This window comes from Paraclostridium tenue (assembly GCF_039521565.1).
Classification (GTDB): domain Bacteria; phylum Bacillota; class Clostridia; order Peptostreptococcales; family Peptostreptococcaceae; genus Paraclostridium; species Paraclostridium tenue.
Genome location: NZ_BAAACP010000008.1, coordinates 1 through 13874 on the forward strand (window position 1 = coordinate 1; position 13874 = coordinate 13874).

At 26.0% G+C, this 13874-nt stretch carries 16 protein-coding genes; 10 read left to right on the forward strand and 6 right to left on the reverse strand.

All coding sequences use genetic code 11. The annotated features are described in order from the left end of the window. Nucleotides 1–284: 284 nt before the first annotated feature. Together ABFX13_RS07575 and ABFX13_RS07580 are read right to left on the reverse strand one after the other, a co-directional pair. A complete protein-coding gene (locus tag ABFX13_RS07575; protein ID WP_346044540.1) occupies nt 285–1691 on the reverse strand; it encodes an alanine/glycine:cation symporter family protein in 1407 nt (468 codons plus the stop codon). A 338-nt stretch (nt 1692–2029) separates the two neighbouring features. Continuing rightward, a complete protein-coding gene (locus ABFX13_RS07580; protein WP_346044542.1) occupies nt 2030–2551 on the reverse strand; it encodes a GNAT family N-acetyltransferase in 522 nt (173 codons plus the stop codon). Between the two features lie 232 nt (nt 2552–2783). On the opposite strand from ABFX13_RS07580, the gene ABFX13_RS07585 reads away from it, so the two are divergent. Together ABFX13_RS07585 and ABFX13_RS07590 are read left to right on the forward strand one after the other, a co-directional pair. Beyond that, nucleotides 2784–3578, forward strand: coding sequence for a class I SAM-dependent methyltransferase (locus ABFX13_RS07585; RefSeq protein ID WP_346044544.1), 795 nt, complete (start codon nt 2784–2786; stop codon nt 3576–3578). Nucleotides 3579–3683: 105 nt separating this feature from the next. Beyond that, nucleotides 3684–4841: an MFS transporter gene (locus ABFX13_RS07590; RefSeq protein ID WP_346044546.1), complete on the forward strand. Its 1158-nt coding sequence runs from the start codon at nt 3684–3686 to the stop codon at nt 4839–4841. Between the two features lie 78 nt (nt 4842–4919). Here the strand turns inward: ABFX13_RS07590 and ABFX13_RS07595 are convergent, their stop codons facing one another. Further along, entirely contained in the window at nt 4920–5336 is a 417-nt protein-coding gene (locus ABFX13_RS07595) for a hypothetical protein (protein ID WP_346044548.1), read from the reverse strand. Nucleotides 5337–5599: 263 nt separating this feature from the next. Between ABFX13_RS07595 and ABFX13_RS07600 the strand changes: the two genes are divergently transcribed. Then, nucleotides 5600–5965, forward strand: coding sequence for a BlaI/MecI/CopY family transcriptional regulator (locus tag ABFX13_RS07600; RefSeq protein ID WP_428833867.1), 366 nt, complete (start codon nt 5600–5602; stop codon nt 5963–5965). Between the two features lie 5 nt (nt 5966–5970). Further along, the gene (locus ABFX13_RS07605; protein ID WP_346044552.1) at nt 5971–7257 is read left to right on the forward strand and encodes a M56 family metallopeptidase; all 1287 of its coding nucleotides are present in this window, start codon (nt 5971–5973) and stop codon (nt 7255–7257) included. 615 nt (nt 7258–7872) lie between these two features. Here the strand turns inward: ABFX13_RS07605 and ABFX13_RS07610 are convergent. Both ABFX13_RS07610 and ABFX13_RS07615 read right to left on the reverse strand, forming a co-directional pair. Beyond that, nucleotides 7873–9108 (reverse strand): MFS transporter, encoded by a 1236-nt coding sequence (locus ABFX13_RS07610; protein WP_346044554.1) that lies wholly within the window; start codon nt 9106–9108, stop codon nt 7873–7875. A gap of 154 nt (nt 9109–9262) precedes the next feature. Beyond that, the gene (locus ABFX13_RS07615) at nt 9263–9736 is read right to left on the reverse strand and encodes a MarR family transcriptional regulator (RefSeq protein WP_346044556.1); all 474 of its coding nucleotides are present in this window, start codon (nt 9734–9736) and stop codon (nt 9263–9265) included. 221 nt (nt 9737–9957) lie between these two features. Here ABFX13_RS07615 and ABFX13_RS07620 point away from each other — a divergent pair, with 221 nt between their 5' ends. The 6 genes from ABFX13_RS07620 (at nt 9958) to ABFX13_RS07645 (ending at nt 13186) form a co-directional block, all read left to right on the forward strand. Beyond that, nucleotides 9958–10152, forward strand: coding sequence for a hypothetical protein (locus ABFX13_RS07620; protein ID WP_346044558.1), 195 nt, complete (start codon nt 9958–9960; stop codon nt 10150–10152). Between the two features lie 282 nt (nt 10153–10434). Then, the gene (locus tag ABFX13_RS07625) at nt 10435–10623 is read left to right on the forward strand and encodes a ferredoxin (protein WP_346044560.1); all 189 of its coding nucleotides are present in this window, start codon (nt 10435–10437) and stop codon (nt 10621–10623) included. A 25-nt stretch (nt 10624–10648) separates the two neighbouring features. Next, nucleotides 10649–11047, forward strand: coding sequence for a hemerythrin domain-containing protein (locus tag ABFX13_RS07630; RefSeq protein ID WP_346044561.1), 399 nt, complete (start codon nt 10649–10651; stop codon nt 11045–11047). Nucleotides 11048–11298: 251 nt separating this feature from the next. Then, nucleotides 11299–11925, forward strand: a complete 627-nt coding sequence (locus ABFX13_RS07635) for a hypothetical protein (protein WP_346044563.1) — start codon at nt 11299–11301, stop codon at nt 11923–11925. Nucleotides 11926–12014: 89 nt separating this feature from the next. Further along, nucleotides 12015–12344 carry a PadR family transcriptional regulator gene (locus tag ABFX13_RS07640; protein WP_346044565.1) on the forward strand — a complete coding sequence of 110 codons (330 nt, stop codon included), beginning with the start codon at nt 12015–12017 and terminating at the stop codon, nt 12342–12344. Between the two features lie 14 nt (nt 12345–12358). Then, nucleotides 12359–13186: a DUF1129 family protein gene (locus tag ABFX13_RS07645; protein WP_346044567.1), complete on the forward strand. Its 828-nt coding sequence runs from the start codon at nt 12359–12361 to the stop codon at nt 13184–13186. A gap of 485 nt (nt 13187–13671) precedes the next feature. Here ABFX13_RS07645 and ABFX13_RS07650 read toward each other — a convergent pair whose 3' ends face one another. Beyond that, nucleotides 13672–13860, reverse strand: a complete 189-nt coding sequence (locus ABFX13_RS07650; RefSeq protein ID WP_346044569.1) for a hypothetical protein — start codon at nt 13858–13860, stop codon at nt 13672–13674. Nucleotides 13861–13874 lie beyond the last annotated feature (14 nt).

Consider the following 13874-nt stretch of genomic DNA (forward strand, 5'->3'; position numbering starts at 1 on the left):
TCATATTTTAATCACTCCTCAGTTAATATTTTATAAAAAAAGATCTTACATAGATAGACACGCTTTTTCTCGTGTCCACTATATAGGATCCATTTTAAAATACTATATCCTCTTTTGTTTGATGATGTTAGTATTGAAAAGAAAAAAATAATTTTCTCCATTTATCAATATTCAAATATAAAAAAAGAATATATTTAGAACAAATTAATAAATTGGCAAATTTAAAAATATATTCCAAATATATTCTCTTTCAATTGTTAGAAAATAAAATGTCAATAAAGTAATTACTTAGAAGTTGTTTTTTCTTTTTTATTCTTAGAGCTTATTCCACCGTTGATTTTAATATATTCTTTGTGTACACTTTTAACAACACCAGTAAGAGCAAGTAAACCAATTAAGTTAGGAATAACCATAAGTCCATTAAACATATCAGACATATTCCATACAAGAGAAACTTCTCCTAAAGTTCCTAAGAATACACATATACAAACCAAAATACCATAAATTTTAACAGCTTTAACACCGAATAAGTATTTTATATTTGCTTCGCCGAAAAAGTACCAACCTATTATAGTAGAAAATGCAAAGAAGAACATACAAATTGCTATGAATATATCTCCAAATTTACCAAATACTGATGAAAAGCCTGCTTGTGTAAGAGCGGTTCCTATTAATGAACCATCTGGAGTTACTGAACGAGTTGTGATAATGACTAGGGCTGTTAAATTTAATATAACGAAAGTATCTATAAATACTCCCATCATAGCAACAAAACCTTGTTCTGAAGGGTATTTAACTTTAGCAACTGCATGTGCATGTGGAGTAGAACCCATACCGGCTTCATTAGAGAATAATCCACGAGCAACACCTTTTGTCATGGCTTTTTGAACAGTTGCACCGATAACTCCACCAGCGATTGCTTGAGGAGCGAAAGCACAAACGAATATTTCTTCAAATGCTAAAGGAATGTTTTTGAAATTTACAAAAATGACTATTAAAGAACCTAGAATATAAAATATTGCCATGATTGGAACTATAGTTTCTGTAACTTTAGCAATTCTACTTATACCACCTGAGAATACTATAAAAGCTAATATAGCTAACAAAATACCAATAATAATTGGATTTATGCCAAAAGCTTTGTCAAAAGCAGCTGCGATTGAATTTGATTGAACGGCGTTTCCCATAAATCCCAAAGCTAGAATTATGAATATCGCAAATGATGATGCAAGGAATTTACCAAACTTGCCCTTAAAAGCAGCTTCTATATAATAAACAGGTCCACCTGTTACGGTACCATCTGCACCGATTTGCTTGTACTTTTGAGCCATTATAGCTTCTGCATATATTGTTGCCATTCCGAAAAATGCACTGACCCACATCCAAAAAATTGAACCAGGTCCTCCAACGGCAATTGCTGTTGCAGCTCCAGCCAAGTTACCAGTACCAACCTGAGCAGCCACTGCTGTAGCTAATGACTGAAATGGTGACATACCATCTTTATTAGCTGCCTCTTGCTTTTTAAAAAGTCCCCCAAAAGTTCTTCTAAATCCTTCTCCAAATCCTTTTATTTGGATAAAACCTAATTGAAACGTATACCAAATACCTGTCCCTACTAGTAATACTAGTAGGATGTTCTTGTCCCACAATACATTATTTACTGATGATACAATCTTCATTAAAAAATCCATAGTAGTACCTCCTAGATATTTAATAATAACTAATTTCCATTAGTTAACTTTATTATAGCACTCTTTTTTATTTTTTGAAAAATATATCAAAATAAGGAGAAATGATTAAAATTATGTCGGATGAGTTTATCTAATGAAGAAATTGTGAATTTCAATATGTTTTTTATATAATTTAAGGGCAATTAGATTAAAAAAAATCCAATTGCCCTTAATAATAGCAAATAAACTAATTAATGAGTGTGTTATTGTGATTTACTTGCCATATAGACCTATTATAACATAAATTAAATAAATTTTTATGTATGTAAAAAAATATGATAAATATTTTATTTATGACATTAACATAAAGTAATATAATATCTTTGAGTTATTCTATCTTCTTTGATAATTTCATTTTCCAATTTACCACCATTATTTATTATAGTTTTTGCTGAGGCAATATTATTTTTGTCACAAGTAATTAAAACTTTTTTTATTCCTAAATTTACACATTCTTTTAAGGCTAAATTTAACATTTCAGTTGCGTAGCCTTTTTGTCTTTCAGATTTCCTAACACTATATCCTATATGTCCACCAAAATTTAATAAATAATCATTTAATCTATGTCTAATATCAATCATGCCAACTAATTTATTTTCATTGTTAAAAGCAAGGTATGTAGTTGATGGAACGAATCCATCTCTTACTGTTTCTTCTTTTAAATTATCTTGAACTGCTTTATACCAATCTTCAAAAGTATTAGCAGTGCTTAATCCAGCTGAACCATCCATACTATCTTTATTTTCAATAAATTCTTTTTTGTAATCTAGAAGAATTTCTTTGTGTTCCTTTTTTGGTAAAATTAATTTTAATCTACTCATTTACTACCTCCCAATATTTAAATAAAGATTTTAATTTAAGTATAGCCTTGGAAATAATTGTAGTAAATAAAATAATGTGTTCAAAGCAATTTATATTAAAAATAAATTAACTATATGTAAAACATATTTTTGGGGATTAGACTTTAGTTTAGGATGAAAAATTCTAAACATTCAACTACAATTTAAAGAAAGTATATGTTTGATAGTATAAATAATTATCAGGGGGGGTAGTATGAAGAGTTTAGAGGAAAAAATTAAAAATTATTATGAAGATTATGATGAGGATAGTAGATTAATAAAAGATAATTCTCATAGTATTGAATTTATAACAACAACAAAATATTTAGATAAGTATATTTCTACGGGGGATAAAGTATTAGAAGTTGGAGCAGGAACTGGTAGATATTCATTTTATTATACTAAAAAAGGATGTAGTGTTACTGCACTTGAGCTATCTGAAAAACATGTAGATATTATGAAAAGTAAATTAGGTAAGAATCATTTAAATATGAAAGTACTTCAAGGAAATGCCCTAGATTTAAGTCAATTTAATGATAAGCTATATGATGCTGTATTGTGTTTAGGACCTATGTATCACCTTACATCTGAAGATGATAGAAAAAAATGTATAGGGGAGTGCTTAAGAGTTTTAAAACCAGGAGGTCTTATAGCAATAGCTTATATAAGTAAATTTTCACATTTCGTAGATATGATTAGAAGAAATAAAGAAGATATAAATGATATAGGACTTCAAAATATATTAAAAACAGGAGTAGAATTTAATGATTCTAAAGCATGTTTTTATTTTTCTACATATGATGATATTGAAAAGATGATGGATGAAAATGAAATTAAAAAAATTATACATATAGGAACTGATGGTATAGCAGATATGCTTAGAGCAAGTGTAAATGAATTTACAGATGAAGAATTTAATTTATGGATTAAATTTCATTTAGATACTTGTGAAAATCCTAATTTAATAGGATATAGTAAGCACGGATTATATATTGGTAGAAAAAAATAATTAAATTATAAATAGTTATCAATTTTTCTAAACTGATAATTACTAAAAAAGGAGTACTATTACCTAGATAGTATAAATACACTTATATCATCTAGGAGGTGAAAAATGAATAATAAAAATAACTATTTAAGAAAGCCCCTGATATTAACATCACTTCCGTTAGGGGTAATGTCATTTCTAATTCCTATATATAGCAAAAAACTTAATATGAATGCAGTAGAAATAACAGGTCTATTTTCAGTAATATCATTAATTTTAATTATAATGAGACCTATTTTAGGCAAATTTGTAGATAAGTTTGGAAGCAAGCCTATTTTGATATGCTCTTGTATTTTCTTTGCAATTTCATATGCTATATTTTCAGTTTCAAATACAGTAACACTTCTTTATATTGCTAGAATTTTTCAAGGTATAGCTACTGCATCAATGACCATATCTACTTATACAATCATTTCAGATATAACAAAAGAAGAAAATTTATCAAAAGCTTTTGGAAATATAAATTCCTATAAATCAATAGGATGTTTGTATGGGTGCATTATAGCATTTTTAATATCATCTTTTATGAGGTTTGCACAGGGTTGGAAAGTATTATTTATCATATTTTCTATTGCTTGTATTTATGCAGTAATTGAGGTAATAAAAGGAGTTGCTGAAAGTAAAAAATCAGTAATAGATAAAAATGATAAAAACAATAAAAATATATCAAAAAATACAAAAAAGTTATTGGTAATAATATTTATAACATATTTATCATCTTCAATGTTAGGATCAATAATTATGATATATATGCAAGATAAATTTACAAATAACATTTTGTTATTAGCATATGCATTTTTACCAGCCCTTTTAGCAGAAAGTTTATTTTCAAAGAAAATAGGAGCATTTTCAGATAATTACGGTAAGAAATATTCTATGATATTAGGTATAATTATTTGTGGGGTAGTAGCTATTGTTACACCAAGTGTTAACTCACTTATATTATTATCTATATTGTGGATTATATCTACACTGAGTGGGGTTTTATATAGTTTATCTGAAAAAAATATTTATACAAGTATGAATAATAAATCACCTATGGGAAGCATGTATAGTATTTACAGTATTATTTGTGATTTTGGATTAATGATTGGACCTATAATAGGAGGACTTCTTTATGATAATGTATCTTCTAAAGCTCCATTTTATTTAAATGGAATTCTCATGTTTATTTCAGCAATACTTATATTAATATTGATTAAAGATAAAAATAAAGAAAATTAACAAGTTATAATATAAAGCCCTTAATATCTAGACAAATAGATTTTAAGGGCTATTTTTAAGTTTAAAATACGTATTATTTTATTTTGAACCTATTTTAAAAGAACCTATTACTGTTGTTCCATCTTTTTCATAAACAGGAATAGCTTTATAATAGCCATGTTTTTTTACTTTTTTTTCTACCATTTTAGTATAAGCTACTGCTTCTTCTGGATTTTTAGGTTGATTGGCCGTGTCGTAAAAATCATCTTTATAGACATATCCACTCTTACCATTATCTGCTTCAACTAATATTAAGTCTGGTTCATTACCGTACTCTGTATTAGCTAAATTACTGCCATAAGTTTGACCTTTTTCATTAATTTTAATTTCAAATTTATTTTTATTAACATCTAGGTTAGTAAGTTTATTTTGAGAATTATCAAATATATCCAAACTCGTAAATATTAACCCACCTACAATTATTAATCCCAATATATGTACTTTTTTAAATTTCATTTTAAATCCCCTTTTTTTCTTTATAATAGAATTTAAATCCATAAATTTTCACTTTTTAACAATTATAATCTTAGCATTAATTTAAGAAAATTTAGTATTATTATCAAAAAACAATAGCTTAAAGTCTGTATAATATATTCTACCTAATATAGATATTTCCTTTTAATTAAAAAATTTAAATATTAGTTGACTAGAAGGCAATTGTCGCACTATACTTTAATCACAAAGGTAGATAATTGCCGTAAGAAAGGAAGGTGTTAAATTTGAAAAAGATTCCTAGAACAGAACTTCAAGTTATGAAGTACATATGGGCTCAAGAAGAATCCAGAGTAGCTTGTGTTGATATTACAAAATTTATGAATGAAAATTATAATTGGTCAAAGGGAACTACATCTAAAACTCTTATACGATTGGTGGAAAAGGGTTTTTTGAAATCAGAAAAAGAAGGTAGATACACCTTTTATTATAAACTAATTAATAGTGAAGAATATCTAAAATTTGAAACTCAAGACTTTTTTAGCTTTATGCATGACAACTCTTTATCTAGTATGATATCAGCTCTTGATGATTCTAAGGATATATCAGAAGAAGATATTAAAGCTTTAGAAGCATGGATAGAAAGTAGGTAATTACTGTGAGTTATATCATATTTGATATCTTAAAAACAAGTATATATATAAGCATACCAATTATATTAATAGCTTTATTAAAAGATAAAATTCTAAGCAAATATACTTACAAAGTAAATTATATATTTTGTATTTTAATAACTTTAAGAATGATTTTTATATCAAATATAAAAGTATATTTGCCTTTTGAATTTTTAAAAACTCAAAATAATACAACTCTGAAAAATATATACTACATCAATAATGAAAATAGCAGTTCATTAGATTATGTTAAAATACTATTCTTAATTTGGGTGTTTGGAACTTTATATGTTATCTTTAGAAATATTTATAAACGTATTATATTTTATAAAAAAATAAAAAATATAACTTATGAAGTTACTGATGATAACATAATAAATAGTTTTGAAGAAGAAAAGAAAGCTTTAAATATAAAAAGAAATATTAATGTATTTAAAGTTGATGGACTTTCTTCACCTGCTTTAATAAACATTTTAAGCAGTAAAATAATAATACCTAATAAAGATTATGATAAAAAACAATTAAAGTGGATTTTTAGACATGAGCTAATTCATTTTAAAAGAAAAGATAATTTATTAAAGATATTTTTAATGATTGCTTGTGCAATTCACTGGTTTAATCCATTAACAAAAATATTAAAAGTATATTTTAATGAACAATGTGAACTTTCTTGTGATGAAAAAGTACTTAAAAAATCTAATATAAATGATATAAAAGAGTATGCCTTAGTTTTAGTTAACACATTAAGATATAGAAATACTCTAAAAGCTACTATGATTTATTCTCAGTTTAATACTAACCAAATTGATTTAATTAAAAGGAGAGTTGAAGGAATGATGAATTTAAAAAAACGTAAAAAAGGAACGCTTATAACGATATTTATATGTACTATTTCAGCATTTTCAGTTCTATCATTTAATATAAAATATAAACAAAATGTAGTATATGCAAACCAATCTGTATCACATCAAGAAAATAAACAAACTGAAATTAATAATGAAACTAATAATGAAAGTAATTTAGAATCTAATAAAAATCGCAAAATAATAACAGACGAAGAGCTTAGAAAAAATTTTGAAAATGTTAAAGAAAGCGATATGAAAGAAATGATGGAATTTTATCCAGATAGAAAGTTTGACGATTTAACACAAGAAGAAATAGATTATGCTTTAAACTTTTTATTCACTGGTAAGTGTAAAAAAGTAAATATAGGCTCAGATGTTACATATTCAATTAATTTAGAAAAACTATTCAAAGATATTAAAAATTAATACATTTCATATAAAATTTATCTTATGTACACTAAATTATTTTCTTAATTTTTAAAATAAAATAAACTTAAATATATAAAATTTAATAATTATAAAAAAGAGTGTATCTAATAAAACTAAGTAATTTAAATAGATATACTCTTTTTATTTGTGACTATATCATGAATCTAAATTTTAGATAGTTATATTTCAGTGCCAAATTTATAGATTTCATTCCATTTTAAAATTAAAAGTTATAATTTATGATATCCTATAAGTAAATTAATTTACCAATATTTTAAAGGTTAAACTTAGGAGGATTTGTATATGTCAAATTTTTTAAAAACACATATTAGTATAAACAAATATATATTGAAACTTTTAAAAGTTTTTAATTCTTCTGATAACCCAAAGTTCATATTGAGGCTATCAAATGTCTCTAAATTTTTTAGGATTATCATTTTAGGTTTGTTAGGGTTAGTAGAAGTTCCTGTTATTTATAGAAATTACAGATAAATAGAGAATACTATTCTCAAAAAACATATTTAAAGATATCTAGTAAAAAGTCCTTATAATCCAAGAAAATGAATTTTAAGGGCTTTAAGTTTAGTTTAATTCTTTATATTGTTAGGTAGTTTACATATTTACATTAGTATTCTTATATAAAACTGATATTGCAGCTGCTATAAGTATCATACCCATAAAAGCGGGTGCGGCATGGCCAAGTGATACATAGATTTGACCTCCAATGATAGGTCCAATCATTCTTGCTAAGGCCTGAATAGATTGGCTACCTCCTTGAATCCTTCCTTGTTCACTAGAATCAACAGACTTAGATAGCATACCATTAAATGAAGGTCCAAAGATCGAATCACCAAAACCAAATATAAACATTCCTGCGATAAAAAGAGGGTAGAATGAAAATAAAGATGATGCTGCAATAAGACTATAGCCTATAATCTCCGAAACCATTCCAAGAATTGCTATCTGTTTATCAGTAAGTATTTTCAAAAGCTTTGGCATTATGAAACCTTGTGAAATGATATCCTGAAAGCCCATAATTGAAAACATAAGTCCAATTAGTGCAGGCTTCCAATTGAAAGTATCCATTGTAAATTGTGAAAAAACTGCTTGTAAAGATCCGTTGGGTATCCAAAGTAAGAATGCTGAAATAAGTAGCATTTTTAAGTTTTTCATGGAAAGTATATTTGCAAGTTGTGTAAATGGATTCATTCTTACAAAGGTAATCTCTTTAAGTCTATTATTAATATCAAGACTTTCAGGCATACAAAATGCTCCATAAACAACATTTAGTAAAGTTATTATTGCTCCAAAATACATAGGTACAGAATAACCAAACTTGGCAAGAAATCCCCCTAGAGTTGGTCCAATAACCGTTCCTAGACCTACAACTGCACTGACCCATCCAAAGTATTTGGTTCTTTGTTTTGGAGGAATGATGTCTGCAAAATATGCAAAGATAGTGCTTATGCTCCCACCTGTTATACCTTCTATTATGCGTCCAGCAAATAGTACCCATAGTGCTCCTCCTATACCAAAAACTAAGTAGCCGATTGCAGAACCTAAAAGGCATACTAAGAGCAATGGACGACGGCCATACTTATCGCTTAAAGCTCCAAGTACGGGAGCTGCAAAAAATACGCAGACCGCATAAACAGAGGTAAGAAGAGTAACAATTATAGCTTGTTGTCCAGGATTGTTTGTATAAGGCTGAACTAAAAATGGGACGACAGGCATTATGATACTAAAGCCTATTCCGCAAAGAAACACAGAGATAAGACCAAATATCAAAGCGTGTTTATCTACGGTTTGTTCTATATTTTGTTTACCCTTTGATTTAAATTTAAACATTTAAATTCTCCTTTCAAAAATTATTATTTTGGTTCCTTGGAAACAAATTTATCGTATCATCATTTTGTTTCCTTGTCAACAAAATAAGGACAAAAAAATACAGCCCGTTCTCAATAGAGTTGGGCTGTTTGTATTTTATTTTCATTATTTAAATTTATTTTGACTTAATATCTATACCAGCTTTCTTTATTTCTGAATCTAAATGCTTACTATACTTTTCTATGAAACTAAGCATACTGTAAAATTGTTCCTCAGTTATTTGTTCAAATACGACTTTATCCCGATCTTGAAACTCTTTGTGCAGTTTTTCATGGATTTTATAAACTTCTTTACCTTGGTCAGTAAGCCTAAAATAGATTTCTTTTTTGTTATCTGGCTTTTGGTAGCTTTCGATAATGCCTTTTTTTAGGAGCTTTTTAGTTATTTTACTCATGGCACCCCTAGTCATATAAAAGGACTCTGCAAGTTTTGTTACGTTGGAATCTACATTTTTTCCAATGTATTCGATGCAATGTACTTCAGAAGACTTATAACCCTTAAGACTATCTTCCATCTTAAACTTATTAAGCCAAACCATCTTGTTAAATAAGTCCCTAAAACTCATTAAGACCTGTTCTTCTTTGTTCATGACCTGTCCTCCCAGCCGTTGGCGTATTAACAATATTATATTAAAGTTTTGTTTCTATTTCAACGATATTAGAATATAAAGATATATAGCTATTTTCATATTTGAGAGTAGTTTTTTTAATTTTTAGTCCCTAAATTATATGCTTTACTCCAAATTTAAAAAAAGAATTTATATATTTGGTATGATATAAAAAAATTTATAAATAGGAAGAAATAAAATTTATGGAATGTAAAAAATGTAAAATTGAAATGAAAAAAGTGAATTTTGGTACAGGAGTTTATGGAATAAAACCGTATATATGGTATAAGAAAAAAGGAATTCTTGAACTTGAGAAAAGAAGTAGTGTTTCATGTTATGTATGTACGGAGTGTGGTCATATAGAACTTTTAGCAGATGAACCAAAAAAGTTTAAATAAAAAAATATTTATGTGTAACTAATGTTACGGAAATTTAATGGTAGAAATTGTATTCTATGTATACCACGTAAATTATCATCAAATTTGGAGGTAGGTACTATGAAAAACATAAAAATAGAAACTATCTCCTAATAAATTTTAATATATTGGTACTAGTTTAAAATAGGTATTTAGTAATTTATTTAATAAGTAGTAGCGCTTAGTACAACTTATAATAAAAAAACTCTTAAATAAATTATTGTAAATAAAATATAAAAAAATTGAAAAAGGAGACAAAATAAAATGAAAGCTTTTGTAGATAGAGACACTTGTATAGGATGTGGAGCATGTGAAATGACTTGCCCAGAAGTATTTAGTATGGATGATGAAGGTAAATCTGTTCCTGTAAAAGAAGATATACCTGAAAATTTATTAGAATCAGCTCAAGATGCTAAAGATGATTGTCCTGTTTCGGCTATAACTATAAATTAATTACAAAAGATAAAGGGAGAAATAAATGATTAATCCAAATTTAGCAAGACAACATAATGAGCTTTACAAACTATTAGCTGAAATGAAATCTTTAGGATATAATATAGAATCTAATGCTGATAAAATCGCATTAAATATAAATTTATTAGCTGGAAAGATTAACATTCACTTGCAATCAGAAGATAAATATTTATATTCATTACTTTTAAACTCTCAACACACAGAGGTTAGGAAAATTGCAAGAGATTTTATTGCAGAGATGGGTCATATAGCTAAGACATTTAATGAGTTTAAGGTTAAATTTAATACTAAAAATAAAATTTTAAATAATATAAATGAATTTAAGTTAGAATATCCCAAAATAATGAATGCGATTTCTAATAGACTTAATAAAGAAGATAAAAAATTATATGTACTATTATAAATATAATTAAATACATAATAAAAAAGAGAGGATAGTTAGTATAATAGGACTAATTATCCTCTCTTTTTTATTATGATATGAAGTTTTGAAGAGACACAATTTTTACTAAACAGTTTCATAAAGCTATTAATGCAACTGTTTAAATTATTCAATAAGGTTTATACTATAAAAAAGTTTACAGTTGTTATATATGGTAAAATAAACTATAAGTAATTAAATTATGAACTAGAAAATATAAGGAGATTAAAAAGATGATAAATAATGATATCAATAAGTCTTGGTCTATTAGAACATCTACAGATGAATTACTAAATTTTATTATATTTACAGGATGTATGTATAACTTAATTGATGACAAATATTTTAATGAATCCAATAGACCTTGGCCGACTAGTATATTAAATTCAGATTGTAAAAATTTGAATAATGATAAATTAAAATCACAATGGAAACTATGGTTTAACAGTGTTATAGATAAAAAAAGTAATAATATCAACCCAAACAAAATGTGTACACTTATTAACGAAATATATAATGTAGATGACTTTTTAGAACTTGAATATATAGAACTTAGAGAATGTTGTAAAAAATCATATCCATTTTTCATTGAGTGGTGGAATATGCAAGCTGGAGGCAATGCTGCTATTTCTTTCTATGAAATTATAGGGAGTGATAAATTCTGTAATTATATTGAAGAATTAGAATGTAAATTGAATAAAAAAGCTAAGATATTTAATCTTTATATAGACATAGTATATACAGGAGTACCTGATGCATTAGATGTAAATGATGAATATATAATAGTAACTCCTAATGGATATATAAGTTTAGATAAAAAGTGGTGGATAGATAAATTAATTAAGCTAAATATATTTTAACTATATTGCTTTACAACATAGTAATTTAAATGATAATATATAGCTATATTGTAAAACAATATAGCTATACAAAAAGGGGAGTGATTATTTTGAAAAATACAATTTCTTCTCAAATGTTAAAAGGTATACTCGAAGGATGTATCTTAAAAATTATAGGTCAAAAAGAAGTCTATGGATATGAAATGAATTTGAAATTAAAAGAATATGGAATTTCAACAGTATCAGATGGAACAATATATCCCTTATTATTGAAACTTCAAAAGCAGGAATTAATAGTAGGTGAGATGAGAAGTTCAGATGAAGGTCCTATGAGAAAGTACTATAGCCTTACTGATAAAGGAAAAATACAACTAGAAATATTTGAGAAAGAATGGGAAGTACTATCAAATAGTGTTAACAATATTTTAAGCATTAAATAAATGGGGAGGATCATATGGAAAACGCAAAAGAACTTATAGAACTTAATAATACATACAGAGAACAATTAAATGAGGAAAACCAAGAATTTTATGATGATATATTAGTTTATATTAGAGCCAAAAGTTTTTTAAAAGATGAAAGACAGGTGGAAGAATCTTTACTTGAAATTTTAACAGATATTATAGAAGCTCAAAATCAAGAAGTTAAAGCCAGTGATTACTTTGGAAAAAATCCAAAGGAAATTAGTGATGAAATATTAAAAAATACAAAAAATATATCTTTTAAAGATATGATTAAATTATTTTTAGGTGTTATGGGAATATATATTTTAATTACAGCATTACCCGGACTAATAAATCCTAGTAAAGGTTTAGATTTAGGTAAGTTTTTTATAGGTTTAGTGATTACATTTTTATTTATAGGAGTTATCATAAATCTTGTTGGGAATACAGTATATTCAAATAAATCAAAAAAATTAACGTTTACTATATGTGCTTTGTTTTGTTTAGATATGATTTTAATTATATCTATGGAAAAATTTTTACCTACTATGTTTGAAATTAAATTAACAGGAGTTGTTGGTATTATTGTAATTTCAATATTGGGAGTTGTGGGAATAATATATGGTTTAAAAGAAAAATTATTTTATTCTTTTTTACCAATTATTGTAGTAGCTTGTACTTTAGGTATATTAAATAGATTAGAATTTACTAAGTTTTTAATTAATGAAGAACCTGGCAAGACTATATCTATAGTAGCCATGCCAATAGCTTTCATATTATTTTATTTAATAACGTATTTACAAACTAGAGATAAAAAAAATAAAGAATCACAAAAGTAAATATTTTAAACTTTATGCTCTTAAAATTTAGATAAATAGATTTTAAGAGCATTTTTATATTTTAGTCCTAAATAACTTTATCTTAGGACAATTTTTACTTTACTTTTAATTTATATGTTAATATAATTGATACATTTTTGTTATAGGAGAAAAGCATATGAAAAAACTTAAACTTATTGGACTTGGATTGCTATGTACTATATTAATTTTTATATTAAATATAAGTATAATTTTTAATAATCCGTATATTTATGTACCTGTGTGCTGTTTAATAATTTTTGTATTTTCCAGAGTAATTAGGTTTTGTAAGTAAAAACTTATTAATAAATAATATTTAAAATTTATTTTAAGTAATACTTATTGTTAACATCAATAGGAGCTTTAAGGTTAGCAGTTTTAAGAGAAAGTTATTTTATAAGTGTTATTTAATTTATATAATTTAAACAAAAAAAGCACTTAATTTTCACTAAGTGCTTTATAAATTATTAAGTTTGCTTATTTGCCTTATATCCATTTATAAAAAATATTATTGATGCTAATAATGATAGACATCCCCAAAAAATATTATTTTCGGGTTTAAATATTGGTACTGATGATGTAAAGCATATTATTGCACTTATAAACCAAACTAAAGCACCACAGTAAAAACTAATCCCTTTTTTCATAATCTCCACAATATCACCACCTT